This window comes from Propioniciclava flava, from assembly GCF_004126535.1.
In the GTDB taxonomy this organism is placed as follows: Bacteria; Actinomycetota; Actinomycetes; order Propionibacteriales; family Propionibacteriaceae; genus Propioniciclava; species Propioniciclava flava.
Genome location: NZ_PPCV01000003.1, coordinates 248,528 through 273,968, shown reverse-complemented (window position 1 = coordinate 273,968; position 25,441 = coordinate 248,528). Strand labels below are relative to the sequence as shown.

Below are 25,441 nucleotides of genomic sequence, written 5' to 3'. Positions count from 1 at the left end.
GTGGACAAACTCCGGGGGACGAACCCCCGAACATGGGTCTTCCTGCTCGTCGCGGTCGTATTGGCGGGAGGGGCGGCCTTGTGGACCGGGTGGCCGGTGATGGTGGTCATCATGCCCGTCGCGGTGATCGGGATCCCTGCCTTGCTGCGCGCTCCCCCCGCGCGCGACATCGAGTTGCTGGAATCGTTGGATCGGTGGGTGCGGGGGCTGGCTGCCACCATGGGAGCCGGTCGTTCGATCGCGGACGCGGTGCGGGCCAGCGCTCGGAACCCGCCCGAACGCTTGAAAGACACCCTCATCCGCATGGTGCAACGGCTCGACGACCGCTGGTCGGCCCCCGCAGCGTTCCTGCGCATGGCCGACGAACTCGACTCACCTGACGCGGACGCCGTCTTGGCCAGCTTGATCCTGGCAACTCAGCGCGGGGGGCAAGGTGCTGTGACAACGCTGGCTGCCTTGGCCGATTCGATTCAGGAGCGCCTCAAGGTGATGCGCGAGATCGAGGCGGAACGAGCAAAGCCGCGCTACGTCGTCCGCCAAGTCACGCTGATTACCGTGGTGGTCTTGGGGGCGGCCCTCGTGTTCGGGCGTGACTTCTTTCGTCCCTACGGCACACCCACGGGGCAAGCGGTGCTGATTGCGCTCGTCGCCTTGTATGCGGGTTCCCTGCTGCAACTCAAACGCATGACCATCCCGCGTCACCGGGCGCGCATTCTGCGGAGTCAAGCATGACGACGCTCATCGCGGTCTTGCCCGGTGCCCTCATCGCCTTAGGCCTGGTCATCTGCGTCATGGCATTCAGGCCTCAGCATGCACGCCTGGCTGATGCACTGTCGGCGCTCGAGGTCCGACCTGCCGCGGCGACCACCACCGAGCCCGAAGGCCTGGATCGCGCAGGCGCCTGGTGGATGCGCGTGCGGCGTGTAGCCGTTGATCCGGTGCGCGAGCGTCAACTCCTGCTCAGCGGGCGTTCTGTGAGCACGCACTACAGCCTGAAGGTGGTGGGAGCGCTCGTCGGGCTTCTGCTCCCCATGCTGGTGGGGGCACTGCTGTGGCTCCTGGCCGATGCTCCCCCTGCACTGCCTGCCCTTCTCGCTCCCGTGGGAGTGGTCGCCGGCTACCTGTTGCCGGACGTGGCGTTGCGTCGAGCCGGACGAGGCATCAGCGACGACGCCGGTGAAGCTCTGCTCACCTACTTCGATCTGGTGACGTTGGAGCGGCTGGCAAACCGCTCGGCGATCCAGTCCTTGCACGCCGCAGCAGATCTCTCCGATGCCCCCCTGTTCCGCTCGATTCGTTTGGTGTTGGAACGGGCCAGGCTCGAGCAACGTGCTCCCTACGCGGATCTCACCCGATTGTCACGCGAACTAGAACTACCCGCGCTCGCCGACCTCGTTGATGTCATGCGCCTCGATGAGGCGGGCGCCTCGTTGGCACGGACACTGCGCGCGCGTGTCCGTGAGTTGCGTGATGCGCACCTCACGCAAGCCAAGGTGGCTGCCACGCAGTTGTCGGAGCGGATGACTGTGTGGATGGTCCTTCCCAGCCTCGTTTTGGGGCTCTTCTTCCTCGTACCCCCGCTGCTCACACTCGCGACCAGCGGTTGATCCACCCACCCCCAAGGAGAACAACCATGACCCTTTCCTTCTACCGTCTTCTCAGCTTCGCTTTGCTGCTCCTGCCCACCGACGGGCAGGCGCATCGTCGTGGGGAGCGCGGCGTCTCGCAGTCGACCGAACAGGCCATCCTGCTGGCCTGCGCCGCAGCGGTTGCGCTCGCGATCGTGGGAGTGGTGACGGCGTTGGTCCACAACAAGCTCGCCACCATCCCCGGATGACCAGCCGCAGCGAGCGGGGGATCACCGATTCGGTGCAGTGGGCGATCCTCTTGCCGGTGATCCTGCTGACAGTCTTCGGGATCCTCCAGGTCGGGCTCTGGGCGCACGGCACAACAGTCGCCACGAACGCCGCGATCGCGGGCGCGGAGCGCGGAGCCCTTGCCGACGCAACGGTTGATGACGCGAAGGCTACGGCGAACCGTGTCGCCGCTGCGGGAGGGCTGATGGGCGTCGACGTCCATCTCACGGCGAGCCCCACCGCCGTGAGCGTGACGGTGCGCGGAACGATGCCCACGTTCGTTGACCTAGGCCAAACTGCGGTGAGCCACCAGGCGACCCGACCCAAAGAGCGCGTGACCCAACCATGACGGTGAGGCATGAGTTCGTCGCTGGACGGGCGCGCCTGCGCCCGGTTACCCGACGGGTCGGGTGTCGGACAGGCGACGGAGGCGCCGCAACGGTCGAATTCGCGATCATGGTGCCGGCGCTGCTGTTGGTCGCCGGGCTGATGCTGTTCGCCGGACGGCTGGCCACGACACAGATCGCGGTGCGTCAGTGGGCCGATTCTGCCGCACGAACGGCTTCCTTAGCTCGGGACGCCAGCTCAGCGAGATCCCAGGCACAGACCGTCCTGGAGGGGGACGCCCGCGCCTCAGGGGTCCGGTGCCGACCCACCTGGAACCTCCGCCTGGACGTATCTGCCTTTGCCGCGCCACTCGGACAGGAAGGCGCGGTCCGTGCGTCGGTCACCTGCCGCGTGCCGGTGGCGGATCTGCTGTTACCCGGAGTCCCCGGCGAGATCCCGATCCAGGGCGATTCCTTCTCCACGCTCGACCGCTTTCGAGGGAGACGATGATGATGCGTCGACTGCTGGCCGTCGCCACCTTGGTGATTCTCGCGGTGGGGCCGCCGCTTGCTCTCCTCAGGCTCGGCTTCACCGATGTCTCAGCAATAGCGGTGTGGAGCCTGTCCGACGTCCGGCCTGCCTTGCTCGTGATGACGGCCGCTGCGTGGCTGGCGTGGGCATGGTGGAGCTTGGCGGTGCTCATCGAGGTCGTCATTCGGCTCTCAGGGTGGCGGCCTCACGTTCGGTTGGTCGGCCTCGGCTTCCCGCGCGCCCTTGCCGCAGGCCTGTTGACGGTTGCCTTCACTGCGGTGAACCTTCCGGCGCAGGCAGCGCCAGTTGTGGCGCCGGCATCCGCGGTTTCGGTGACAGCCGAACCGCAGTCACGCTCGCTACAGGCGGCGGAACCGACTGTTGCTAAGCCGGCTGTGGTCCACCGCGTGGTGGCGGGTGATGACCTGTGGAGTCTCGCTGAGCAGTACTACGGAGAGGGCGTGCAGTGGCGTCAGATCGCGGCCGCGAACGCCGTGCTGGGCGCAGATCCTCTCGCTGAACTGGTCAGCGGAACCGATCTGGAGATCCCCGATCCCGTCACGCTGATCACGGTGCAGCGCGGGGACACCCTGTCGAAGCTGGCGCAGCGCCATTTGGGTGATGCACATCGATGGCCAGAAATCCGCGCCCTGAACGCCGATCGGATCCACGACCCGGATGAGATCGACATCGGCTGGACCCTGCGTCTGCCCTGGAGCCCAACGGTCCAGCAGACGACTGATGGGTCGGGGCGTGAGGGAGTGGGCCTTGAGACCGCGGAAGCTCCCGCGTCGCCCACCTCCGAGACGACCGCAGTGCCCCCCTCAACGGAGACGTCGTCGCCCACGTCAGGAGAGGGGGCAGCACCCACGACAGGTGAGGCCGCGGCATCCACCACAGGTGAGGCCACAGCGACCACCCCGGGGGCGGATGGCACTGCCGAGACAACACCGTCACTGACCCCCTCGGCGACGGTGACGCCGGCCGCGAGCGAGGTCTCCCGTGTTCCCTCAACTCAGGAGTTGGCTGGCGGGCTGACGGCCATCTCGGCGGCTGCGGTGCTGGGTGGTGTGGCGCTGGCGCGTCGCCTTCAGCGCCAGTCGCGCCCGGTTGGTCGACGATTCGTGCAGCCGGGGGCGGACCTCAGCCGGTATGCCACGGCGTTGGAGCACGTCGCCGCCGCGCCTCTGCCTGCTGTGGCCGCGCCCCTGCCCGCTGTGAGGGCAGGCGGCGATCCGTCGGCGCCGGTGATCCGGCGCGACGCAGCGGCACTCACGAACCTGCCTGGCGGTGTGGCGTCCGCTCGAAAGGACGTCCTCCTGACGCGAGCCATGCGCCAGATCGCGGCTCATTGGCGCGGGGCCCCCGGCGAGGTCAGGAACCTTGCATCGGCAACCTTGGACGAGACGGGAGTTACTTTCGACTTCACTGAGGATCCCTCCTCGGCGCCGGACGGGTTCGCTCGCATCGGAACGGCGCTGGTGATCTCGTGGGCAACGTTGTCGGGGGTCGCCGACGGTGATGGGCCGGTCGCCTTCCCGGCCCTCGTGACGGTGGGGCGGGACAGGCAATCCGGGGTGGTCATGCTCGACGCCTTGGAGTCGGGAGTGCTCGCCATCGCGTGTGAAGCCGGGCAGGGCCGAGACGAAGTGTTGTCCTCCCTGCTGATCGAACTGGGGTGCGCGCCCTGGGCTGACGAACTCGATCTGCACGTGATGACCGACGATCCCGCCTTCGTCGCTGCCTCGGGGTCGGCGCGGATCACGGCGCACAGCGATGTCGCGGAAGCGCTGCGTGCTCTAGAGGGCGCAGCCTCAGCGCGAGCGGCAGCGGAGGATGCGCGTCCGTGGCGGCAGCGGCATCTCGACCCTGACCTGGCGGGAATCTGGCCACCCCAGGTGTGGCTCTTTGAGCGGTCCCTGAGCGAAGCGGAACAAGAACGCGTCCGGACGGCTGTCGATGGGCAGGAGGACGGCATCGCGGCCGTTCTCGGCCTGGAGGAGAGTAGTTCTGCTGCCGACTGGCGTCTTGACTGGACGCCCGAGGTGACGGCTGGGGGTGCGCCTCACGCGGCGGTGGAACCGCCCGCCTGCCCTGCCGTCCACGTGGGGGAGCGGACGGTGCGACCGCAAACCATCAGCGCCGACACGCGAGAAGCGATCACCGACCTGTTCGCCCTCGCCACCACTTCCGTCACAGAACCTGCGCCCTGGTGGCGAGAAGGGGACCCCATGGACATCGTGTCGCTGCGACCCGGCAATGACGGGGCACGTCAGGAAGCCGATGTGCGCTGGGGGACGCAAGTCCCACCGGAGCCCGAGACCGGCGCGTGTGGGGACCTCCCGCGCCTGCACCTCCTTGGCCCGATCGAACTGACCGGATGCGCCGGGCAGGCGCCCACTCGGGCGCTGCGGCAGTGCGTCGAGTACTGCGCCTGGTTGCACCTCCATCCGGGCTCTTCCCCGCAGCAGATGGGGCGTGCGCTTCTGGTTGCCGAGGGGACGCGCCGTTCGAACATGAGTCGGCTGCGCACGTGGCTCGGAGCCGGGCCCGAGGGGTCCTTGTTCTTGCCGGACGCCTACTCCGGACGCATTCAACTCGCCGATGACGTCTCCTCCGATTGGGGGGACCTCCTTGTGCTGACTGCCCCCGGGGTGAACGGTCTTGGGCTGGAGCATTTGCTGGCGGCGCTGCGCATGGTGCGGGGAGCCCCCTTGGCGGACGCCGCGCCCGGACAGTGGGGCTGGGCGGAGGAGTTGCGCGCGGACGCGGGGGCGCTCATCCGGGATGTCGGTGTCGTCGCGGCGCGCAAGGCGCGCGCCGTGGGTGACGTGGAGACGGCCCGCTGGGCGGCGAGTCGAGCACTCGTGGCCGCCCCCGAGGACGAACTGTTGATGGTGGAGCGGATCAAGACCGAGCAGCAGGCGGGCCGTACCGATGATGTGCGTCGGCTTGTGCACAGCGTGACGCGTACCGCGCGCACGCTGGGGATTGACCTCCTACCTGAGACCGTAGACGCGTGCCAGGAGGCGGTGGAGGGACGGTTACGCGCCCGCAGTTGACCCCCTGCCGTTGACCCAGAGGCGAATGCTTCTAGCTCAGGCGGGTGTGCAGCCGCTAGGCGCCAACACCCGTGGGGGTAACCGATCGGTGTGCGGCTCGCGTTGAGGGGTGGAGGGGAGTGCTCCGCGCTGGCCACCCAGGGAGCGGAGGTTAGCGTCCGGTGCAGCCACTGAGAGAACGGAGGCTACTGATCGCGGTGCTTGGGCAGCAGGCGGACCCCGGGCAGCGGGGGCGCGGGGATCAGGTCAGCGGGAGTGACCCCAGGTGGCAGCGGGAAACGGGCCGCATTCCCGTCGCCCAGGCCCCTGGCTGCCTCGTAGTCGCGACACCACGAGGCGATCTCATCGTGGTCGGCGCCGACAAAGTTCCACCAGGGGACGAAGGGTTCGGGGATCTCCCCGCCGAGGACCAGCGCCGGGACAACAGTGCCAGCATCGGCCTGAGCGCTGACGTCGAAGGACGGTTGCCCCGAGACGAGCGCCAGGTGACCGGGGGGAACCTGAATGCCATCCACCCACACGGGATCGTCCAAGGCCAGGACGCCGAACTCCCACCGTTCGGGGATCGGCACTGTCCACGGGTCATGCGAGGCGAAGCGCACTTCCGCCCCCGCTGCCGGGGAAAACACCTCAACCGGGGAGTCCTCCCAGCCCAGTTCCCCGACGAAGATCGCCACCTCGTGATCCCCGAACCGCACCGGCTCGGGCCAAAACTCCTCGACCGAAGCAGCCCGGTGTCGCTCGTGCGGCGGCAGAACCAACCCCAACGCGACGCCGCGCGCGGGTTCCTCACCCACCGGCGTTTCCGTGTGCACGGCACCGTCGCCCGCCGTGAACATCAGCACCTGACCGGCGCGCACCACCGCGTCCGTGCCGAGCCCGTCGGTGTGGCGCAGCGCCCCGCTGAACAGCCACGTCATCGACTGCATGCCCGCGTGTCCGTGCGGCGCCCCGCCGGGCGGGTGGCCAGCAGATCCGCCGCCGTCGAAACGCCCACCGCCTGATCCGCCGCCGCCGGAACCCCCGCCGTCGGAATCCCCGTCATGTTGGGTGCCACCGAACGCGTCAACGAACCACCAGGGCCCCACGCCCAAGTGTCCGCGCTGCGGGAGCGTCCGCGACACGGTCGTGCTGCCGTCGCCGGCCAGGGTTGTAGTCGGCGCCAGAAGGACGACGCTCACGCTTCACCCCACGACAGGTCCACCATCAACTCGGCGGCGATCTGCTCCAGATCGTCGTGGACGCGCTCCAGGTCGGCCGGATCCGTGACCTCGACGACGAGTCGCGCCTCGAAGAGTCGCCCGCCCGTCATCGGGGCCTCGCGCGTGTCGGTGGTCAGTTCCAGGATCGACAACCCGTGACGCGCCACCACCCGGGAGATTTCCTTCACGATGCCGGGTCGATCGTTGCCCAGCACCTCGAGGGTGACCTGCCGGGGAGCAGCCTCTGCTTCGTGGCCGCCTTGGACGACGACCTCGAGGCCGTCGATGGCCAGCGCGTCGGCGGTGAAGGCGTCCACGTGGGCGTCGGGGACCTCCACGACGACGATGCCCGCGAACGCGCCCGCGAGTTCGGCAAGCTGGCTGCGCGTCCAGTTGCCCCCATGGTCGGCCACGACGCCCGCCAGGGCGCTCACGAGGCCGGCGCGATCGGTTCCGATCACGGTGATCACCAGGATGCTCATGCCGCCACCCTAGTTGCGTGATACCCGCACGACTATGGCAACCGATGGCTCCGGTCTGACCCGGAGACCCCTTCGGCTCTTAGGCTGGTGAGTCGTGGGGTTGGTGGTGGTCTGGGGCTGGATATGTGCCCTCGTCGGCATGTTCGGTTCGTTGCCTCAGGTGGTACGCCTCCTGCGGGCTGGGACGAGCAGCGGAGTTTCGCTGCTCATGTGGCAACTGCTGTTGGGTGCCGGGATCGGCTGGACGGCGCACGGCATCAACGTCGGGCACCCCAACATCATCGTGCCGAACGTGATGGGCGCAGTGTTCGCCGCCTGCGTCTTGGTGATGCTGCAGCGCGACCGTCGCCTCCCGACCGTCAAGGTGTGGCCCTGGGGGCTGGTCGTCGGCGTCATCATGATCGGGGTCGAACTGGTCGCCCCTCCGGGCTGGTTCGGCGTGCTGGCTGTGATCCCTGCCGCCGTCGGCATGGTCGGCCAAACGCGCGACCTGATCCGTGCCCCTGACATCACCGGGCTGTCGGGCGGCTACATCATCATCGCCGTGGTCATTCAGGTGATGTGGCTGAGCTGGGGTGCGGCGGTCGGCGACCTCTCGACCCAGATTTGCTCGACGGCCATCGGCCTGATCGGGGTCGTGAACCTGGCGCTGTGGCTGACGCGCATCAAGAACGCTGAACCCGTCGTCGCGGTAGTGCCTGAGGACGCCGTCGTCTGACGCCGGTGCGGCACGCCCGGGGTTGCGCCGCTCACCCGGACCGGGAACCCTACCCCTCATGACGACCGCCGCTGCACTGACCTTGCAGGACGTCGGCGTGCGATGGGGACGCACGATCGCCCTCGATGACATCACCGTCGACGTTCCTGCTGGCAGCGTCGTCGGGGTGCTCGGACGCGCGAGCGCCGGACGCACAACGCTGGTGCGATTGCTCGCTGGACGCCTGCCGCGCTACCGCGGGACGGCCAGCGTTGGCGGGGTCGAAGCGTCCCAGGTGGGGGACCATCCGGGGCTGACCTATCTCTCGACGGGGCGCTGGCCCGGGGCAACCGGTGCGAGCGTGGCGTCGATGGCGCGCGACCTGGCTCGGGTCCAGCCGCATGCTGATCCGGTGCGTGCCATCGAACTCCTGGGACGCCTGGGCTTTGCTCCCGGCACCGCTCTGCGCCATCTCAGTGGCGCAGAGCAGTCGATCGCCTCCGCCTGCCTGGCGCTCGCCGTCCGCGCGCGCTGCACCCTGCTGGATGAGCCCGACGCGGTCGCGGACACCTCGCAGCGTGCGCGCCTGGCGGAGGCGCTCGCCGACGAGCACGGACGCCAGCCCCGAACGTGGGTGATCGCCACCGACCACATAGCGACGTGGGAAGGGTTGGTGGATCGGGTGATCGTCCTGTCTGCGGGACGGGTGGTGGCCGCGGGGCCGCTGGAGGAGGTGCGCGCGGGCTGGGTGCGCCTGGACGGAGACTTCGACGCGCTCGTGGCGATGCCGCATCTGGGGCCTGTGGATCGGCGGGACGATCATTCGAGCGCTGTCGTCCCCGTCGCAGCGGTCCCGCCGGGGGCTCACCGGCGCGTGCACTCCCTCGGCCTGGACGACCTTGTCACGGCGCTGACGGACACCCACTGGGAGGGACGATGAGCACCACGGGCGCGCTGACCGAGTCGAGGCGACCACCTGGGCGCGTGCGGACGCTGGCGGCGGCCCTTGCGGCGGTGTCGGGACGCGCCGGGTGGCGGCTGTGGTGGCCGCTGGTGGCCTGGCTGGTGGCGGCCGCGGTGGCGCGCATCGGCGCGGCGGGTGCCGACCGTTCCCCCCTCGACACCTCGGCGGCCGGGGTGCTGGTGCTGTGCGGGGTGATCGGCGTCCCGCTTCTGTGGTGGGGTGGGGCCCGCTACGCGCTCACGCTCGGCCATACGCGCGGCACGGTGTTCGTTGCGGCGACGCTCCTCACGATGGCCGCGCCCTATGGGCAGCACGCCGTGAACCTGGTCGGCGCGTCGATCGAACGCTCCCTCGTGGGACCGCAGGGGCCACTCGTCCTCGCGGTAGGGACGTCGTCCTCACCAGCGGGGCAAGGCGCCGCGGCGACGGCGTCCTGGGCACTGCTGAGCATTTACCTCCTGCCCCTGCTGGCGTGCGTCATGGCCACGGTCGTGGCGCTGCTGCGGTGGAACCGTCGCGGCTGGATGGTCGTGCTGCTCATCGTGGTGGCGCTGGCCGTGATCGTGATGGCGTTGCGTGGTCTGTCCGGGCTGGGGGCTGTGGGCGAGGCGGGCGCGGTCGCCCTGTGGGCCCTGTGCACGGTGGGGCCGGTGGTCGCGTCCTGGTTCGCTTTCCGCGGCGCCGAGTTGTGAAACCACTTGCCGCGCTGGGCATGGCGAGGCAACTGCTGGACGCCGATTGGCAACACGGCACAATGGGGGAGATGTTCCCCCGTCGGTGAGCGTGAGCATCGCCACCGGGGTGACAACTCGACAGGGACGCCGCGAGCGTCGCAAGACAGGAGGGCCGTGAGCGCTGCCATCAGGCGAACCCGCGAGCCGATCCCCCGCGAAATCTGGGTGCTGGTCGCCGCGGCTTTGCTGATCGCGCTCGGGTTCGGGCTGATCGCCCCCGTGCTGCCACAGTTCGCGGCGAGCTTTGACGTCGGCTATGGCGCCGCGTCGGCCATCGTGACCGTCTTCGCGCTCGCACGGATGCTGTTCGCGCCCGGCGCGGGCGCCCTGATCGCCCGCTTCGGCGAACGCTGGATGTACATCGCCGGGCTGGCGGGCGTCGCCGCGTCCTCGTTCTTGTGCGCGGCCGCGCAAGGCTATTGGGATCTTCTGGTGTGGCGAGGCCTGGGTGGCATCGGGTCAGTAACGTTCAGCGTCGCGTCCATGGGCCTCTTGGTGCGGCTCTCCCCGGTCCAGGCGCGCGGGCGCATGTCGGCTCTGTATGGATCAGCGTTCCTGATCGGCAACATCTGCGGCCCGATCCTGGGGTCGTTCCTGGTGGGGTTCGGCTACCGCCTGGCGCTCTTCATCTACGGCGTTTCGGTGAGCATCGCGATCCTTGTCGTCGTGCTGTTCCTGCGGGATCCCGCAGCAGCAGAGTCCTCCGACGATGCCCGGCCTCGCGTCACCTTGCACGAGGTGTGGCAACTGCCTCACTATCGCGCGCTGCTGGCGTCCGGTTTCGCTAATGGCTGGTCGACGTTCGGCGTCAGGATCGCGCTGGTGCCGTTGATGGCGTCCGCACTGCCTACCCTCGGCGCGCCCATGGCCGGGTTCGCCCTCACCTTGTTCGCGATCGGCAACGTCATCGGGCAACAGTTCACCGGACGCATGGTGGACGCGGTGGGTCGGCGTCCGGTGCTGATGACTGGCCTGCTGATCAGCGGGTTCAGCACGCTGGTGTTCGGGTGGGCCGAAATGCTGCCGGTGTTCGTCGGGTTGTCGCTGGTCGGGGGCGTGGGCGCGTCCATGATCCAGCCCGCCTCCCAAGCCATGATGGCCGACATCATCGGCTCGAACCGCAACGGTGGTCAGGCGCTGTCGGTGTTCTCCATGGCCGGTGATCTGGGCGCCATCGTCGGCACGCTGCTGGCCGGGTTCATCGCGGACGCCTTCGGCTTCGGGTGGGCGTTCTTCCTGACCGGGGCGACGCTGCTGCTGAGCATCATCCCGTGGTACCGCGTGGGGCGGCCCTCCGCGCCCGGGGCGGCCGCGTCCACCTGACGCGTTATGTCGATCCTGGCCTTAGTCGGCACGCTCCGCGTGATGGTCCAGGTTGGCGGTTCCGATCCGCCAGTACCCGTCCACATCCATGGCATAGCGGGGAAGGCCGGCGTCGCGCAGCGCCCCCCGGACGGACCTCATGGCTCCGGCCTCTCCGGCAGCCCACACGAACACGTCATGGGGGCACGGGCTGGTGCGGAGCGCTTCGGTGACCTCATGAGCCAACAACGACCCGCGCTTGAGGGGATCGCTGAGCACGTGCGGTCGCCAGTCGACGGTGGAGCGACGACCAGGCTGGGGCAACGGGTAGGGATCCGGCGTCGAGGCGACCGCGATCACCGTCAGATGGGTGCGCAGGCCGGGTTGGTCCAGCCAGCGACCGAGCGCGGGCAGCGCCGTCTCGTCCGCGACGAGGATGTAGTGACCGTAGCCGGGTGGGTACAGGTGGCTGCCGCGAGGCCCGAGAACGCCGAGGCGTGCCCCGGGGGCGGCATTGAGGAACCATCGTCCGGCCGGGCCGTGGGCGTGGACGACGCCATCGAGAGTGAGTTCGTTCGTGACGGTATTGACCGTGCGGACGGTGTAGTCCCGTGTGATGCCGGTGAAGTCGTCCCAGTGGGCGCGCCCGTCTTCGATGCGCGGCACGGCGACGTGTCCGTCCGCGTCGGGCAGCACGATCTTGATGTGGTCGGTGGCCGCCCAGGGGAGGAAGGGCAACGAGGCAACCTGATCGCCCTTCAGCACCACGCGGCGCATGAGCGGGCTAAGGTCCTCCACGTGGACGACGTCGAGGACGCGGGCGGCCAAGGGATGCAGGACGGTCGAAACCCCGCGACGAGGATCTGCGGGCGCGACAGCGGTGGACATATCGGCAACGTTAACCTTGCCTAAACGATAAGGCATGCCTCATGGTGGAGGCCTGACAATGATGCGGGGGATGCGACATGAACCAACAGCATCGAGGGCAACAGCCCCGCTTGCGGCTACGGCCGTTGGCGAAGGCGCACGCCGTCGATGAGTTGGCATGGGTCCGCGAGCCCTCACCTTGCCGCGCACCGAGGAACTCAACCGGCTCGCGGCGCCGCTCACCGAACCAGGGCACGGGGTGGGGGCGGCGATGTCCGACCTGATGGCGGCCCTCCTGCCCTGGGTGCGCACTGCGCCGCCGCCCCTGCCGGAGGAGCCCCGCGCCCGACGTATCGCCCACCAGATCCTGTCCGACCCCGCTGCCCCCGAATCGCTCAACGAGTTGGCTCTTGCGGCGGGGGTGAGCGTCCGCACCGTGCAGCGCGCGTTCCTGCGGGAGACGGGCCTGTCGTTTGGTCAATGGCGAGCCAGGAGCCGGGTGATCGCCGGGGCTCGGCATTTGCGCGAAGGTGCCAGCGTCAGCCAAGCCGCGCAGGCCTGTGGCTACACGCCCTCGACGTTCATCGCCCGTTACCGGGCCGAGTTTGGCGTCACGCCCGGCCGCGAGGCGCACCACCTGCGCACCTGAAGCCCGAGTATCGTGCGTTGCGCCGACACGCCGTTATCGACGGCTGTTCGTTCGGCAGGCGCGTAGCGGAAAGGACATCAGCACCATGCTCATCGCAGGTCTCGTGCTCACGGGGGTGGCGGCCCTCATCCACGTCTACATTTTCTTCCTGGAGTCCTTCGCGTGGACGCGTCCGGGCACCCGCGCCACCTTCGGCACGACGCAGGAGGAGGCCGAGGCCACGCGCAGCATGGCGTTCAATCAGGGCTTCTACAACCTGTTCCTTGCGATCCTGGTTGCGCTCGGGATTGTGCTCGTGGCCGTCGGTCGCCTGGACGTCGGCGCGACCTTGGTGTTGGCCGGTGCCGGATCGATGGCGTCCGCCGCGCTGGTCTTGTTCGTGACGAGCCCGAACAACCGTGGCGCCGCGCTGAAGCAGGGCCTCCTGCCCGCCCTGGGTGTGCTGGCGGTCATCCTCGCGCTCGCGCTGTAGCGTCACAGCCGCTGCGCGGCGGCGTCCTCGACCTCTTCGCGGCTGAATCCCAGCAGATACAGGACGGCGTCCAGGTAGGGCAGGTTGAGGGCGGTGTCCGCGGAGGCGCGCACCGCTGGCTTGGCGTTGAACGCGATCCCCAGCCCCGCGGCGGCGAGCATGTCGAGGTCGTTGGCGCCATCCCCGACGGCGACCGTGCGACTCAACGGGAGGCCCTCCGCCGCGGCGAAGTCCTTCAACGTTTCGGCCTTGACGGCACGGTCGACGACCTGACCTTCAACGCGTCCGGTGAGGTGCCCCTCGACGACCTCCAGGGCGTTGGCGCGGACGTGCTCGATGCCCAGGGACGCCGCCAGCGGTCCGACCACCTCGATGAATCCGCCGCTGACCAGGCCGATCGCGAAACCTAGGTCGCGCAGCGTTGCCACCAGGGTGCGGGCACCGGGGGTGAGCCGGATGTCGTCGCGGACCTCGTCGAACACCGACACGGGTAGCCCGGCCAGCGTTGCGACGCGCTGATGCAGGGAGGCGGTGAAGTCGAGTTCGCCGCGCATCGCGGCGGCGGTGACGGCGGCGACCTCGTCCTGTTTGCCTGCGTGCGCGGCGAGGAGTTCGATCACCTCGTCGCGGATGAGTGTGGAGTCGACGTCCATGACGACGAGGCGGCGGCCCTGGCGGGCGAGCCCTGCGGGGGAGACGGACACGTCGAAGCCGGTCTCGGCGGCGGTCGCGGCGAGTGCCGGACGCAGGTGCGCCACGTCCGTGCCGGAGACGACGAGTTCGAGGGTGGTCAGCGGGGTACGGGAGAGCCGTCGGATGCGGTCGATGTTGCCGCCGTGCTCGGTGATGACGCTGGACACGGCGGCCAGGTGGGTGGCGCGCAGGGGGCGTCCCAGGATGGTGACGACGACGCGCTTGAGTCGGGGTGGGTTGTCGCCGACGCCCTCGTCGATGCTGAGCCGGTAGCCCAGCCGGGCGCACGTCCCGGCGAGCCGGTCCTCCAGGGTGTCGAGGTCGGCGGGCAGCGAGCCGAGCAGGACGGCGATGGTCACCTGTCCGCGGACGACGACCTGCTCGAGGTCGAGGACTTCGGTGCCCAGACCCGCGATGGCGCTCATGAGCGCCTGGGTGATGCCGGGGCGGTCGGGTCCGGTGAGTGTCGCTGAGAGCGTGAGCCGATCCTGCACGGCCCTGATCCTGCCAGGTTGGGGGTTCGGATGGTTTGGCTGCCCGTTAGCCTGGATCGATGGGACGCACCCGCAGACGCCCGATCGACGAGGATCGGCGCGACACCTACCGGCTGTGGCAGCGGCTGACCGCGCTGCCCGGACCGCTCGGCACCCGGCTGTTCTCGGTGGCCGCAGCCCTCAAAGCCCCCTACTTCGTCACGGTGCTGCCACACGTCCGCGTGCTGGAGCCGGGCCGCTGCGTCGTCACGGCGGCACGCTGGTGGTGGATGCGCAACCACATCGGCACCTTCCACGCGATCGCCGCCTGCAACCTCGCCGAGGTCGCCATGGGGATGCTCGCGGAGGCGTCCGTTCCCACGACGCACCGCTGGATTCCCAAAGCGATGCAGGCTCGCTACCTCGCCAAGACGACAGGAGGGCTGACCGCGACCGCCACGGTGGATCCGCTGCCCGACTTCGCCACGATCACCTCCGGGGTCGAGGTTGTCGTGCCCGTCTCCTTGGTGGACGCCGCAGGTGTGGAATCGGTCCACTGCGACATCACGATCTGGATCAGCCCCGCCAAACGCCGCGACTAGACCGGACGCATCTGCGTGCCTGACGGCGTCCGGACTAATCTGGGGGAGTTACCACCAGGAGGTTTTCATGGGTCAGCTCCGCTCCCGCACCACCACGCACGGCCGCAACATGGCCGGTGCGCGCGCCCTGTGGCGCGCCACCGGGATGACCGAGAGTGACTTCGGGAAGCCGATCGTCGCGATCGCCAACAGCTTCACCCAATTTGTCCCTGGGCACGTCCACCTCAAGGACATGGGCCAGCTCGTCGCGGGCGCGGTCGCCGAAGCGGGCGGCGTGGGTCGGGAGTTCAACTCGATCGCCGTCGACGACGGCATTGCCATGGGTCACTCGGGGATGCTGTATTCGCTGCCGAGCCGCGAGGTCATCGCCGACTCGGTGGAGTACATGGTCAACGCCCACCAGGCCGACGCGCTGATCTGCATCAGCAACTGCGACAAGATCACCCCCGGCATGCTGCTCGCGGCGCTGCGGCTCAACATCCCGACCGTGTTCGTCTCGGGCGGCCCCATGGAGGCGGGCCGGATGCTCGGCGACCGGATCGTGTCGGGGGCTCCCGATGAGGGCGGTTCGGTGCGCCTGGATCTGATCGACGCGATGGTCAAGGCCGTCGACTCCTCGGTCAACGATGAAGAGATCATGGCGATCGAGCAGAACGCGTGCCCGACGTGTGGTTCGTGTTCGGGCATGTTCACCGCGAACTCGATGAACTGCCTCACCGAGGCGCTGGGCCTGTCGCTCCCGGGCAACGGGTCGACGCTCGCGACGGCGTCCGCCCGGAAGGGCCTGTTCGAAGAGGCCGGACGCCTCGCCGTCCGGCTGGCGAAGCGCTACTACGAGGACGACGACGACTCGGTCCTGCCTCGCTCGATTGCGACCAAGGCGGCGTTCAGCAACGCGATGCGCCTGGACGTGGCGATGGGCGGCTCCACGAACACCGTGCTGCACATCCTGGCGGCGGCCCGCGAGGCTGAGGTCGACTTCACCATGGACGACATCGACGCCCTCTCCCGCACCACCCCATGCCTGTGCAAGGTGGCGCCGAACACGACCAACTACTACATGGAAGACGTCCACCGGGCGGGCGGCATGCCCGCCATTTTGGGTGAACTGCGCCGCGGCGGCCTGCTGGATGAGTCCGTCCACGCGGTGCACGCGCCGTCGCTGGACGCCTGGCTGGACGCCTGGGACATCCGCGGCGGGCACGCCACCGCCGAGTCCGCCGACCTGTGGTTCGCGGCGCCGGGCGGCGTCCGCACCACGGTGGCGTTCTCGTCCACGAACCGTTGGGCCGACCTCGACCTGGACGCCGCTGGCGGGTGCATCCGCGACGCCGAGCACGCCTACACCGTCGATGGTGGCCTGGGAGTGCTGAAGGGAAACATCGCCGTGGACGGCGCCATCGTGAAGACGGCGGGCGTCCCCGAGGATCAGTGGGTGTTCTCGGGACCGGCGAAGGTCGCCGAAAGCCAAGACGAGGCCGTGGAGATGATCCTCGGCGGGAAGATCGTCGCCGGTGATGTGGTCGTCGTCCGATACGAGGGCCCCAAGGGCGGCCCGGGCATGCAGGAGATGCTGTACCCCACCTCCTACCTCAAGGGTGTGGGGCTGGGGCCCAAATGTGCGCTGATCACCGACGGCCGGTTCTCGGGGGGTTCCTCGGGTCTGTCGTTGGGGCACATCAGCCCGGAGGCGGCCGCGGGGGGCGCGATTGGCCTGATCCGCGACGGCGACATCATCTCGATCTCGATTCCGGATCGTTCCATCAACGTGGAACTGACCGATGAAGAGCTGGCGGTGCGGCGAGCCGAGCAGGACGAGCGCGGCTGGAAGCCCGTCAATCGGGAGCGCGTGGTCAGCAATGCGCTGAAGATCTACGCGTCCCTGGCACTGTCCGCCGACAAGGGCGCGGCACGGCGTCAGCTCGACTGAGGCGGGCGACGCACCGATGAGGCGCCCGCTGCGGTGGGTCGGCCTGCTGCTGGTGGTCGGGTTGGCGTTCGGCGTCGGGTGGGCGTGGCCGATCCTGGTGCGCCCGCCGCTCGTGTTGGGTCAGGACGCCATCACCGACGCCGCCACGGTCGCCGTGACGCCCACCCTGGAGGACGCGTCGGGCCCGGTGATCGTGGTGCGCCCGCCCGCGGGGACGCCGTCCCGCGACGTCCTGATCGTGTTCTATCCGGGTGGCCTGGTCCGCCCGCAGGCCTACGAATGGCAGGCCCGCGTCCTGGCGACCCACGGCTACACGACGGTCATCCCGGAGTTCGCATTCGACCTAGCCGTCACCAACTCGGGCCGCGCGACGGCCCTTATCGAGCGCTACGGGGCGGGCCAGCAGGTCGTGCTCGCCGGGCATTCTCTGGGCGGCGCGATGGCCGCCCAGTACCTCGCCGACGAACTCCGCTCCGGACGCCAACCCGCCGCGGGCCTCATCTTGGAGGCGTCCTACCCACCCGACGGCGCCGACCTCACCGGCGCCTCCTTGCGGACGCTGAGCCTGCGCGCCGAACACGACGGCGTCGCGGACGCAGCCAAGGTCACCGCCGGAATGGCATTGCTCCCCTCCGGTAGCCGCGAGGTCGTCGTCCCGGGCGCCGTGCATTCCTTCTTCGGCCGCTACGGCCCCCAATCCGGCGACGGCGTCCCCACCGTCTCCCGCGCCGACGCCGAGGTCGCCATCACCGGAAGCGTCCTGGAGTTCCTGGCGGTGACTGCTTGATGTGCTTCACGGGGAGGAGTCGATGTTCCAGCTGCGGTCATCGGAGTCGCCCTGCGTCAGCGCCTGACGCGCATTGTCCCTGTTGCTGATGAACTGGGTGGTGAGGGGATGAGCTGAACCGAGTACGCGTTCCGCCACGCTGGCCGCTTCCTCCAACAACAGCAACGCCTCGGTATGAAGGCCTTGTTTCCAGTAGGCAATTCCAAGGTTGTTGCGGCTGGTCAAGGTTTCGGGGTGGCTGTGTCCAAGGACAGATATCCGGTCACGGAGGGTCGCCTCGTAGAGGGGCACGGCAAGGCTGAGTTGACCATCCGTCTCGTAGGCGACAGCGAGATTGTTCCGGCTGGTGAGGGTATATGGGTGACTGTGTCCGAAGACGTGTTCGGCGTCACTGACGGTGCTCTCAAGGAGGGGAATGACGCGATCTAATTTTCCGAATTGCTGGTATGTGTTGGCCAGGTTGTTGCGGGTGGAGAGGGTGTCGGGGTGGCGGCGGCCTAGCACACGGATGCGGTCAGCAAGAACAGAGACGTATAGCGGTGTAGCAACGTCAGGCTGGCCGGACTCCTGATAAGCGAAGGCGAGGTTGTGGCGACTGGTGAGGGTGTCTTGGTGATCTGCCCCGAGCGTGCGGGACCGGTCCGAGAGTGTGGTCTTGTGGAGGGAAATGGCTGCATCGAACCGCCCATCCGCTTGGTACGCGCAGGCGAGATTGTTGCGAGAAGTGAGAGTGTCCGGGTGGTTGCGCCCGAGGAACTCTTCGGTATCGGTGACCAAGGTCTCGTGGAGGAGAATCGCGAGGGCGTATTGTCCGGCTGCTTCATAAGCACTTGCGAGATTATGGCGGCTGGCTAGAGTGCCATAGTGGTTTGGTCCCAGGACCCGGGCGGTAACGTCCACAAACTCAGCGAGTTCGATCGCCACGTTGGGGTAGACGAGCTGATTGGACTGGTATATCGCTGAGGCGGCCAGACTTAAGATCGCTGGTGACTCGGCCCATGCGTGGGAGTTTGGCTGGGCAAGTATGGACAACAACTGTGTGGCTAGAAGCGCTAGCGTCTCGCGCTGGGTTGGGTATCCGCCGGCGTCCAGCTTGGCGGAGCACAAGACGCGGAGTGCGGCCTCCTGGGGCGCTGAGGAGGAGCCGCCGCAATCTAGGTCCTCGCGGATCACTTGGCTTTGCAGCCGATGGAGTGCCACCAGGGACCCATCCTCGGACAACGTCAGGATCGAGTTCTCCAGCAGCGCTCCCACCGCCGTGCGTGCGCTTCGCGTGTCTTCGGTGGCGTGCATGACCCATGCGCGCGGCACCCCGGAATCGGCCAACAGTGTCATCGCGGCCAAGATGGCGCTGGCCGCGTCTGCCGCGGATGGGCCGTGGTCGTCGGCGATGCGTTGAACGGCTTTAGTGTAGGCCAGGTGGAGGGCCGCCCCGACCTTGCTGGGGTAGGGCTCGCCACGGCTGCGGAGCATCACGCCGTCGAGTGGTTGTTGGGCCAACTCTTCCTGGTAGGAAGTGAAATCCAGACCCCAGAGCCGGATCCCAGCAGCAGCCTGGGTGAGGGCTACGGGCAGGCGTCCTAGATCCTCGGCCAGGGTGGCAGCGCCCACGCGGTCATCGAGGCGTGTCTGGTCGAGCAGGAACTCCACGGCCTGATCGGGGGAGTACACCTCCACCGGGACGGGCGTGCCCAGGGTGAGCGTGTGGGCGGTCGAGGTCACGATCACGCGCATGCCTGGGCCGCGCGGCAACCACCCTTCCAGGTCGTCTTGGCGTTCCACATTGTCGAACACCAGCAGCCGATCCCCCGATTGGCCGTTCAGCCAGACCAGCAAGGCCTTCGCTGCCTTCTCCGGCTCGGTTTCCTTGGACACTCCGCTGGTCAGCGCAATGTCCGCCAACTGGCTGACCACTTGGGTGCGTGACTCGGCCGACACCCAGCCCACGAAGGGCCACCGGGCCTCCTCGGCCTCCTGGGCGAAAGCGCTCGCGAGCTGGGACTTCCCCACGCCCCGCATGCCCGCGAGCGCGCAGATCGTCGCGACGCCGCCCTCGCCCAAGGCGCTCCGGAGCGCTGCCATCTCGTCGCGCGCCACGAAACCGGCAGCCAGGCGTGGGCGCGACCCCGCGATGATGGGGCGCAAGGCCAACTCGCCCATAACCGCCTGCTCGATCATGCGGCGCACCTCGTCATGGGTGGGGCGAGTGGCCAACGCGTAGACGATCATCCGTAAAGCCGCTGTCGTCGCCTTGCCCAGCACGTCGCGGCTCTGCGCGAACTGCAACACCACGCTATGCACCTGCGTAGCGACGGCGTGTAGGTAGCCGAGCCGGTCCGCATCCCAGTGAGGGAGCGACTCGCCCAGCAGCGCGGCGCTGAACTGGTCTCGCCCCAGGAGTGCGGCGCCGAGCGTGGCCTCACGATCCACCGACTCGAATCGGGCGATCAACCATTCGTGAACGATGTCTTTGTCCGCTTCGCCGAGGGCGCGGAACTCGTCTGCGCAGGAGTTGTCGAGGTCGCTGGCTGCCTTCGCCACAAAGTCTTTCAAGGCCTTCTCGCGCGGGGGAAGCGCGTTGAGGACCGCGTTGAGGGTAGCTAGCCCCCCGGTCACGACGACGGGCAACGGAAAACCGAACGCCGCTAATACCCACGGCACCGCCGCAGCCGCAATCGACACGCCTTTGCCCACGGGAATCACCCTTTCAGGGTGAATCTAGCGGCATGGAGGGGCGTCTAGGGGAACCGCCACGAAATGTCGATGAGTTCAGGCCAAGCCGGATTGGAAGGCGATCACGACGAGTTGAGGGCGGTCGCGGGCGCCGAGTTTGAGCAGGATGTGGCTGACGTGGGTGCGGGCGGTCGCCTTGGTGATGAAGAGCCGCCCGGCGATCTCGTCGTTGTTGAGGCCCTGGCCGACCAGGCTCAACACTTCGCGTTCGCGGTCGGTCAGGTCGGCGAGCCCCGGGTGAGGCGCGGCGGTTGAGCGGCGGCGTCCCGGCGCGAACGCGGCGATGACCCGACGGGTCACCGTCGGCGACAGCAGACTCTCCCCGGACGCGGCCGCTTTGATGCCCCGGACGATGTCCTCAGGGTCGGCGTCCTTGATGAGGAACCCGGACGCCCCCGCCTCCAGGGCAGAGAACACGTACTCGTCGAGTTCGAAGGTCGTCAGCATCACCACATGTGTGCTCGCCAAGGACGGGTCGGCGGTGAGGGTGCGCAGCGCGGTCAACCCGTCGGTGCCGGGCATCCGGATGTCCATCAGCACCACCTCAGGGTGCAGCCGCCGTACTGCGGCGATCGCCTCGTCGCCGTCGGACGCCTCCCCCACGACCCGCATGCCCGGTTCGGACGCCACCAGCGCACGCAACCCCATGCGGACCAGGGGTTGGTCGTCCGCGAGTAGGACGCCGATCTCCGCCGCAGGAGACTCGCTCGGGGCCGGGTCGAGCGGGGTGGAGGCAGCCGTCCTCGGCTGGGGTTTGTCGCTCATGCGTCCTTCCTGGCGGCGGGGAGCGTCGCGGTCACCACGAAACTCGCGGGACGCCGCTGCACCACCAGCGTGCCACCCAGCGCCGACACTCGCTCCCGCATGCCCCATAGCCCGCCGCCCTCCACGACCGGTGCGGGGTCGCCCGTGGGCAGCGCGTTCTCCACCGTGATGATGAGGCTGTCGGGCTCGCGGCGGACCCCGACCGAGACCGGCTGGCCGGGCGCGTGACGCACCGCATTGGTCAAGGCCTCCTGGACGATCCGAAACGTGACGGCCTGCTCGGCGGCGCCGATCCCCGAGGCGTCCGGCAGCGGAGCGAGGGTGACGCGGACCCCGCCCGCGCTCACCTCATCCACCAGCCTGCCCAGCGCGGGGATCGTGGGGGTGGGGGTGCGGGGAGCATCGTCGACGTCGGAGCGGACACCGTCCCCACGAAACACCCCCAGCGTGTGGCGCAGTTCGGTCAACGCGTCCTTGGACGCCCCACGGATCGCCTCCAGGGAGGCCCTCACCTGGGCGGGATCGTTGTCCAGCACCCGCAGCGCAACCCCCGATTGCAGCGAGATCATCGATAGCGAATGCCCCACCACGTCGTGGATTTCCCGCGCGAGCCGCAGCCGCTCGTTGGCGGCGGCGCGCTCCAGCGCATCCTCGTGTTCGCGCCGTGCCGCACGCTTACGGGAGTCCAGAACGGCGACGCCGAGAGCCGGGAGCAGCGCCCAGACGATCCCCGAGATCAGCAGCCACCAGGAGCGGAGGTCATCGGCCAGCAGCTCCTTCGAGGTCAACCCAGCGCCCCCGACCACCACCGGCACCGCGACGAGGTACACCGCGGCGTCCCGCAGGCCGAGGCGTCCGACCAGCAGCGAGGTGATCACGACGGTGGGAAGGTACAGCCCCCCTGCAGGGCCCCCCACCACCCCGTAGCCCAGGAGGGCCAGCGCCGCTACGTCGTACGCCACCCGGGGCCACCGGCGCATCGCGACGATGCTCACCGCGACGATGAGCGCGGCCACACCCAGGCGAGGATCGAGCGGTTCGAGCATCATCGGGCCCAGCCGTCCGCGCGGGCCGACCATGCCCCGGGTGCCGAGCCGTGCGGCGCCGATCAACGAGGCGGCAGACGCCATGCCCGCGACGACGTGCCCTATCCAGGGGCCGACGCGACGACTCATGCGGGCAGCCTACGACGCCACGCGCGCGAGCGAATCGGCCCAGGCGACTACGCCCCCTGACGTAGCGCGCCTACGCACCGGTACGTACGAGGCAGGTGTGAAGTTCAGCTCCTGTCCCGATGGTTGCGAGGCTGGCGTCGCGTTCCATGGTTGACATGACACCGACTCATATCCCGCTCCACATGGGCGGCCCCGGATTCTTCTTCCTTCCCATGCTGATCCCCCTGTTACTGATCGGGGCGGCGCTGTTCCTCTTGCTACGCAAGGGGCGCCTCGGGCCTGTCCGCTTCGCGCCCGGTGCTCGCGGCCGCACCTTCCCCGCCGGACGACCTTTCGGCTCCGGATACCCCACCGCCGAGGACGAGGCGCTGGCCCGGCTGGCAGAACGTCTCGCCAACGGCGACATCACGCCCGAGGAGTACCTGGAGCGCAGCAGCGTCCTGCGTCGCTCGACCCCGACCGACCCGTCCGCACCGTCCGGGAAGGAGTGAGCCGTGGGTGTGCTGCTGCTTGCGCTGGTGTTCCTCTTCGCCTTGTCGCGGTTCGGACGGATCGGGCCTTTCGTGTGGGCTGGCCCTCCGCGACGCTTCGGCCCGCCGCCGTGGATGCACCACGGCGCCTCTCTGCCCGAGGGGAACGTCGCCCCCGTCACGGCATCCGATGAGGGCGAACGTGAGCCCGGTTGCGGCGCCCGCCCCACGATGAGCTTCCGGCCGGATCCCGAGCGGATCCTCGCTCACCGGCTAGCCGACGGGCAGATCAGCCCAGACGACTACCTGGAGCGGCTCAGCCTCATCCACAGCCGCTGACGTCTGGAACGGCGCGGCCGCACGGTGGCTCTCCACCGTGCGGCCGCTTCGTCGTTGGGCGTCACCACTCGCGTACGCATCGCGGCGCGCTGAACCGCCGTCTGCCTCCTGGAAGAGGCGAGCGGAGGTCGGCCCTGTCGTGGAGTGTTAGCGCAGCAGCCCGGCGAGATAGGCGGCGTCTTGGCGGTAGTTCTCGGCGTCGGCCAGGAGCTTGTCGTTCTTGCGGGCCGTGCCGTGGGTGCGGGTGAAGCTGGCCAGTTCCTCCAGGCGGGCGACGATGGTGCTCAGGAGTTCGGGAACGGACGCGGTGGAACCGTAGGCGTCCAACAGCATCGTCAGGCGTGCGCCCAGGTCGATGGAGATGGTGGGAGCGTCGGGGTTCTCCGGACGCATGAGCGGGGCGATCCGATAGGCCAGGTAGGCCAGATCCCACAGGCGGGGGCCAGGGGCGGCGAAATCCCAGTCGATGACGCCGATGAGTTCATGGTCGCGAAACACCATGTTGTAGGGCGCGAAATCGTTGTGACAGATGACCTCGTGAGGTTGCCGGGGGATGCCGCGCCAGGTGGCCTCGGGATCGGTGTAGTCGGCGGTCGCGTCGTGCAACTCACGTAGCCAGCGCCCTGCTTGGACGAGGACCGCCTCGTCATACACCCAGGTCGCCAGCGGATAGGTCGGGACCTTGCCTTTGAGGTAGGCCAGCGCCTCGCGACCGTCCTTCGTCCACCCTTGCGGCTCGGGAACCCAGGCCAGGCCCTGGTCGCGCAGATGCGCCAGGAGTCGCTGGATGGTCGGGGTCCAGGGGCCGGCTTCACGGAACACTTGATCCCCCGCGCGGGACACGGGGGTCATGTTGCCGCCTTCGAGCGGCTTCTCCGGCTTCGGCTTCTCGGGCTTGGCCATGGCCCCACCCTACCGACGGGCGTCCGCAATCGGTGCAGGACAGTCGGGTCGGCGTGCGGTCAAGCGTGGAGCGCGTCGGGTTCGCTCACGCTGAACGCGTCGGTCTCGATCTGGATGGTGGCGTGCTCGAAGCACACCGGGAAGTGTTCCCGCAGGCAGTCGTGGGCCTCCACCAGCAGCGCAGTAACCCGGCCATCGGTGAACGCCTGCTCGGGGACGACCAGGTGCGCGGTGACGACGGGCAGCCCCGTGCCGATGGTGGACGCGTGCAGGTCGTGGACCGCCTCGACCCCGTCGAGGTCGCCCAGGTGGCGGCGCACCTCGTCCAGGTCGACGCCGTCGGGCGCGGTCTCCATGAGGACGGAGAACGCCTCTTTGAGGATCGTGAACGCGCGGGGCACGATCAGCGCGGCGATGAACAGGCCAGCGAGCGCGTCGGCCCGCTCGAATCCGGTCGTCGCGATGACGATGGCGGCCACGATGACGCCCAGGGAGCCCAGCGCGTCGTTGAGCACTTCCAAGAAGGCGGCGCGCATGTTCAGATTGGAGCCCCGATTGCCAGCCAGGATGGCGATGGCGGCCACGTTGGCGATGAGTCCCAGGACGCCGAAGAGCAGCAGTTCCCCGGCCGGAACCTCGGGCGGGTTGAAGAGCCGCCGGACGCCTTCGATGGCGGTGTACAGGCCGACGGCGAGCAGGATCGTGGCCTGGCCGAGTGCGGCGATCACTTCGATCCGCGCGAACCCCCAGGTGCGGCGGGCGTCGGCGGGACGCAGCATCAGTGAGGCGGCGATGAGCGCCACCAGCAGGCCGGACGCGTCCGTCAGTGCGTGTGCGGTGTCGGTGAGTAGCGCCAGGGAGCCGGTCAGGATGCTGCCGACGAACTGGATCACCACCATCGCGGCGGTCAGGGTGAACGCAAGGGCGAGCCTGACGCGGTTGCTGCCTGCGGCGTGGTTGTGGCTGTGGGTATGTCCGTGGTCGTGTCCGGCGCTCATCACGCGCTCCGTTCGAGGGTGGGGTCTGGCGCATCGTGGTGGGTGCGCAGCGAGGGGCCGATTCCGGTGCCGCGGACGAAGGCGTCCGTCGCGCCGAGCAGGTCGGCCAGCAGGGCGGGGGCGGCGAGGAAGAACCAGGAGGACCGGCCTTCGGGGCGCACGCCGACGAGGCCGCAGTCACGCAGGCAGGCGAGGTGCTTGCTCACGGTGGACTGGGCCAGCCCGAGGTGCTCCACGAGATCCCGGACGCGGTGCTCGCCGCTTTCCAGGTGGGTGAGAATCTCCAGGCGTGTGGGTTCAGACAAGGCGTGGAACAGGGTCGCCATCTCGGGGCCCGGGCGTGCGACGGCCGCCTCCGGCATCACCTTCTCTGTCGTCATACAGCGATGTTATCGCCAATCGGCGATGAATGTGAGGGGCCTGGTCGG

At 68.8% G+C, this 25,441-nt stretch carries 27 protein-coding genes; 17 read left to right on the top strand and 10 right to left on the bottom strand.

Translation table 11 applies throughout. From position 1 onward, the window contains the following. Genes C1706_RS05975 through C1706_RS05950 form a run of 6 tightly spaced genes read left to right on the top strand, consistent with a single transcriptional unit; the run spans position 1 to position 5,776 of the window. Positions 1-732, top strand: a complete 732-nt coding sequence (locus tag C1706_RS05975; RefSeq protein WP_164987454.1) for a type II secretion system F family protein — start codon at positions 1-3, stop codon at positions 730-732. Further along, positions 729-1,607 (top strand): type II secretion system F family protein, encoded by an 879-nt coding sequence (locus tag C1706_RS05970; RefSeq protein WP_129458304.1) that lies wholly within the window; start codon positions 729-731, stop codon positions 1,605-1,607. The genes C1706_RS05975 and C1706_RS05970 overlap by 4 nt, the downstream gene beginning before the upstream one ends. Positions 1,608-1,633: 26 nt before the next feature. Continuing rightward, the gene (locus tag C1706_RS05965; RefSeq protein ID WP_129458303.1) at positions 1,634-1,837 is read left to right on the top strand and encodes a hypothetical protein; all 204 of its coding nucleotides are present in this window, start codon (positions 1,634-1,636) and stop codon (positions 1,835-1,837) included. After that, positions 1,834-2,205, top strand: a complete 372-nt coding sequence (locus C1706_RS05960; protein ID WP_129458302.1) for a TadE family protein — start codon at positions 1,834-1,836, stop codon at positions 2,203-2,205. Before C1706_RS05965 ends, C1706_RS05960 begins: the two co-directional genes overlap by 4 nt. Then, positions 2,202-2,693 (top strand): TadE family protein, encoded by a 492-nt coding sequence (locus C1706_RS14960; protein ID WP_129458301.1) that lies wholly within the window; start codon positions 2,202-2,204, stop codon positions 2,691-2,693. Before C1706_RS05960 ends, C1706_RS14960 begins: the two co-directional genes overlap by 4 nt. Continuing rightward, positions 2,693-5,776 (top strand): LysM peptidoglycan-binding domain-containing protein, encoded by a 3,084-nt coding sequence (locus C1706_RS05950; protein ID WP_164987452.1) that lies wholly within the window; start codon positions 2,693-2,695, stop codon positions 5,774-5,776. Before C1706_RS14960 ends, C1706_RS05950 begins: the two co-directional genes overlap by 1 nt. Positions 5,777-5,961: 185 nt before the next feature. Here the strand turns inward: C1706_RS05950 and C1706_RS05945 are convergent, their stop codons facing one another. After that, positions 5,962-6,957, bottom strand: a complete 996-nt coding sequence (locus tag C1706_RS05945; RefSeq protein ID WP_129458299.1) for a pirin family protein — start codon at positions 6,955-6,957, stop codon at positions 5,962-5,964. Next, on the bottom strand, positions 6,954-7,460 hold the full coding sequence (locus C1706_RS05940; protein ID WP_129458298.1) for a glycine cleavage system transcriptional repressor: 507 nt from the start codon (positions 7,458-7,460) through the stop codon (positions 6,954-6,956). Before C1706_RS05940 ends, C1706_RS05945 begins: the two co-directional genes overlap by 4 nt. 94 nt (positions 7,461-7,554) lie before the next feature. Between C1706_RS05940 and C1706_RS05935 the strand changes: the two genes are divergently transcribed. The 4 genes from C1706_RS05935 to C1706_RS05920 all read left to right on the top strand — a co-directional run bounded on the left by C1706_RS05935 (position 7,555) and on the right by C1706_RS05920 (position 11,178). After that, positions 7,555-8,178, top strand: coding sequence for an SWEET family sugar transporter (locus tag C1706_RS05935; RefSeq protein WP_129458297.1), 624 nt, complete (start codon positions 7,555-7,557; stop codon positions 8,176-8,178). 58 nt (positions 8,179-8,236) lie between these two features. Further along, on the top strand, positions 8,237-9,097 hold the full coding sequence (locus C1706_RS05930; RefSeq protein WP_129458296.1) for an ATP-binding cassette domain-containing protein: 861 nt from the start codon (positions 8,237-8,239) through the stop codon (positions 9,095-9,097). After that, the gene (locus C1706_RS05925) at positions 9,094-9,813 is read left to right on the top strand and encodes a hypothetical protein (protein ID WP_129458295.1); all 720 of its coding nucleotides are present in this window, start codon (positions 9,094-9,096) and stop codon (positions 9,811-9,813) included. Before C1706_RS05930 ends, C1706_RS05925 begins: the two co-directional genes overlap by 4 nt. A gap of 156 nt (positions 9,814-9,969) precedes the next feature. Next, positions 9,970-11,178 carry an MFS transporter gene (locus C1706_RS05920; protein WP_180316837.1) on the top strand — a complete coding sequence of 403 codons (1,209 nt, stop codon included), beginning with the start codon at positions 9,970-9,972 and terminating at the stop codon, positions 11,176-11,178. Between the two features lie 21 nt (positions 11,179-11,199). On the opposite strand, the gene C1706_RS05915 is transcribed toward C1706_RS05920, so the two are convergent. Beyond that, entirely contained in the window at positions 11,200-12,045 is an 846-nt protein-coding gene (locus C1706_RS05915; RefSeq protein WP_164987451.1) for a siderophore-interacting protein, read from the bottom strand. Positions 12,046-12,202: 157 nt separating this feature from the next. On the opposite strand from C1706_RS05915, the gene C1706_RS05910 reads away from it, so the two are divergent. Beyond that, a complete protein-coding gene (locus tag C1706_RS05910) occupies positions 12,203-12,673 on the top strand; it encodes a helix-turn-helix transcriptional regulator (protein WP_129458293.1) in 471 nt (156 codons plus the stop codon). A gap of 85 nt (positions 12,674-12,758) precedes the next feature. Then, positions 12,759-13,145, top strand: coding sequence for a DUF1304 domain-containing protein (locus C1706_RS05905; protein WP_129458292.1), 387 nt, complete (start codon positions 12,759-12,761; stop codon positions 13,143-13,145). A 2-nt stretch (positions 13,146-13,147) separates the two neighbouring features. Here C1706_RS05905 and serB read toward each other — a convergent pair whose 3' ends face one another. Then, positions 13,148-14,332 (bottom strand): phosphoserine phosphatase SerB, encoded by a 1,185-nt coding sequence (serB, locus tag C1706_RS05900; RefSeq protein WP_241653458.1) that lies wholly within the window; start codon positions 14,330-14,332, stop codon positions 13,148-13,150. Between the two features lie 59 nt (positions 14,333-14,391). Between serB and C1706_RS05895 the strand changes: the two genes are divergently transcribed. The 3 genes from C1706_RS05895 to C1706_RS05885 all read left to right on the top strand — a co-directional run bounded on the left by C1706_RS05895 (position 14,392) and on the right by C1706_RS05885 (position 17,630). Further along, positions 14,392-14,913, top strand: a complete 522-nt coding sequence (locus tag C1706_RS05895; protein ID WP_129458291.1) for a hotdog fold domain-containing protein — start codon at positions 14,392-14,394, stop codon at positions 14,911-14,913. Positions 14,914-14,980: 67 nt separating this feature from the next. Beyond that, complete coding sequence (ilvD, locus tag C1706_RS05890; RefSeq protein ID WP_129458290.1) at positions 14,981-16,843, top strand: dihydroxy-acid dehydratase; 1,863 nt, start codon at positions 14,981-14,983, stop codon at positions 16,841-16,843. Between the two features lie 16 nt (positions 16,844-16,859). After that, positions 16,860-17,630, top strand: a complete 771-nt coding sequence (locus C1706_RS05885; protein ID WP_164987450.1) for an alpha/beta hydrolase — start codon at positions 16,860-16,862, stop codon at positions 17,628-17,630. Positions 17,631-17,636: 6 nt separating this feature from the next. Here C1706_RS05885 and C1706_RS05880 read toward each other — a convergent pair whose 3' ends face one another. From C1706_RS05880 to C1706_RS05870, 3 genes are all read right to left on the bottom strand, one after another. Further along, entirely contained in the window at positions 17,637-20,324 is a 2,688-nt protein-coding gene (locus C1706_RS05880) for a tetratricopeptide repeat protein (protein WP_129458289.1), read from the bottom strand. Between the two features lie 75 nt (positions 20,325-20,399). Next, on the bottom strand, positions 20,400-21,128 hold the full coding sequence (locus C1706_RS05875) for a response regulator (RefSeq protein ID WP_129458288.1): 729 nt from the start codon (positions 21,126-21,128) through the stop codon (positions 20,400-20,402). Beyond that, positions 21,125-22,303 (bottom strand): sensor histidine kinase, encoded by a 1,179-nt coding sequence (locus tag C1706_RS05870; protein WP_129458287.1) that lies wholly within the window; start codon positions 22,301-22,303, stop codon positions 21,125-21,127. Before C1706_RS05870 ends, C1706_RS05875 begins: the two co-directional genes overlap by 4 nt. A gap of 155 nt (positions 22,304-22,458) precedes the next feature. On the opposite strand from C1706_RS05870, the gene C1706_RS05865 reads away from it, so the two are divergent. Further along, complete coding sequence (locus C1706_RS05865; RefSeq protein ID WP_164987449.1) at positions 22,459-22,794, top strand: SHOCT domain-containing protein; 336 nt, start codon at positions 22,459-22,461, stop codon at positions 22,792-22,794. 3 nt (positions 22,795-22,797) lie between these two features. Beyond that, complete coding sequence (locus C1706_RS05860; protein ID WP_129458285.1) at positions 22,798-23,112, top strand: hypothetical protein; 315 nt, start codon at positions 22,798-22,800, stop codon at positions 23,110-23,112. Positions 23,113-23,259: 147 nt separating this feature from the next. Here C1706_RS05860 and C1706_RS05855 read toward each other — a convergent pair whose 3' ends face one another. Genes C1706_RS05855 through C1706_RS05845 form a run of 3 tightly spaced genes read right to left on the bottom strand, consistent with a single transcriptional unit; the run spans position 23,260 to position 25,393 of the window. Next, on the bottom strand, positions 23,260-24,015 hold the full coding sequence (locus tag C1706_RS05855) for a phosphotransferase enzyme family protein (RefSeq protein ID WP_129458284.1): 756 nt from the start codon (positions 24,013-24,015) through the stop codon (positions 23,260-23,262). A 59-nt stretch (positions 24,016-24,074) separates the two neighbouring features. After that, a complete protein-coding gene (locus C1706_RS05850) occupies positions 24,075-25,013 on the bottom strand; it encodes a cation diffusion facilitator family transporter (protein WP_129458283.1) in 939 nt (312 codons plus the stop codon). Beyond that, a complete protein-coding gene (locus tag C1706_RS05845; RefSeq protein ID WP_206660998.1) occupies positions 25,013-25,393 on the bottom strand; it encodes an ArsR/SmtB family transcription factor in 381 nt (126 codons plus the stop codon). Before C1706_RS05845 ends, C1706_RS05850 begins: the two co-directional genes overlap by 1 nt. Positions 25,394-25,441 lie beyond the last annotated feature (48 nt).

Coding starts and splice junctions, on each gene's coding strand:
- C1706_RS05970 (WP_129458304.1), top strand. CDS start 729: ATGACGACGCTCATCGCGGTCTTGCCCGGTGCCCTCATCGCCTTAGGC.
- C1706_RS05965 (WP_129458303.1), top strand. CDS start 1,634: ATGACCCTTTCCTTCTACCGTCTTCTCAGCTTCGCTTTGCTGCTCCTG.
- C1706_RS05960 (WP_129458302.1), top strand. CDS start 1,834: ATGACCAGCCGCAGCGAGCGGGGGATCACCGATTCGGTGCAGTGGGCG.
- C1706_RS14960 (WP_129458301.1), top strand. CDS start 2,202: ATGACGGTGAGGCATGAGTTCGTCGCTGGACGGGCGCGCCTGCGCCCG.
- C1706_RS05950 (WP_164987452.1), top strand. CDS start 2,693: ATGATGCGTCGACTGCTGGCCGTCGCCACCTTGGTGATTCTCGCGGTG.
- C1706_RS05940 (WP_129458298.1), bottom strand. CDS start 7,460: ATGAGCATCCTGGTGATCACCGTGATCGGAACCGATCGCGCCGGCCTC.
- C1706_RS05930 (WP_129458296.1), top strand. CDS start 8,237: ATGACGACCGCCGCTGCACTGACCTTGCAGGACGTCGGCGTGCGATGG.
- C1706_RS05925 (WP_129458295.1), top strand. CDS start 9,094: ATGAGCACCACGGGCGCGCTGACCGAGTCGAGGCGACCACCTGGGCGC.
- C1706_RS05915 (WP_164987451.1), bottom strand. CDS start 12,045: ATGTCCACCGCTGTCGCGCCCGCAGATCCTCGTCGCGGGGTTTCGACC.
- C1706_RS05910 (WP_129458293.1), top strand. CDS start 12,203: ATGGGTCCGCGAGCCCTCACCTTGCCGCGCACCGAGGAACTCAACCGG.
- C1706_RS05905 (WP_129458292.1), top strand. CDS start 12,759: ATGCTCATCGCAGGTCTCGTGCTCACGGGGGTGGCGGCCCTCATCCAC.
- C1706_RS05895 (WP_129458291.1), top strand. CDS start 14,392: ATGGGACGCACCCGCAGACGCCCGATCGACGAGGATCGGCGCGACACC.
- ilvD (WP_129458290.1), top strand. CDS start 14,981: ATGGGTCAGCTCCGCTCCCGCACCACCACGCACGGCCGCAACATGGCC.
- C1706_RS05885 (WP_164987450.1), top strand. CDS start 16,860: ATGAGGCGCCCGCTGCGGTGGGTCGGCCTGCTGCTGGTGGTCGGGTTG.
- C1706_RS05875 (WP_129458288.1), bottom strand. CDS start 21,128: ATGAGCGACAAACCCCAGCCGAGGACGGCTGCCTCCACCCCGCTCGAC.
- C1706_RS05870 (WP_129458287.1), bottom strand. CDS start 22,303: ATGAGTCGTCGCGTCGGCCCCTGGATAGGGCACGTCGTCGCGGGCATG.
- C1706_RS05865 (WP_164987449.1), top strand. CDS start 22,459: ATGACACCGACTCATATCCCGCTCCACATGGGCGGCCCCGGATTCTTC.
- C1706_RS05855 (WP_129458284.1), bottom strand. CDS start 24,015: ATGGCCAAGCCCGAGAAGCCGAAGCCGGAGAAGCCGCTCGAAGGCGGC.
- C1706_RS05850 (WP_129458283.1), bottom strand. CDS start 25,013: ATGAGCGCCGGACACGACCACGGACATACCCACAGCCACAACCACGCC.
- C1706_RS05845 (WP_206660998.1), bottom strand. CDS start 25,393: ATGACGACAGAGAAGGTGATGCCGGAGGCGGCCGTCGCACGCCCGGGC.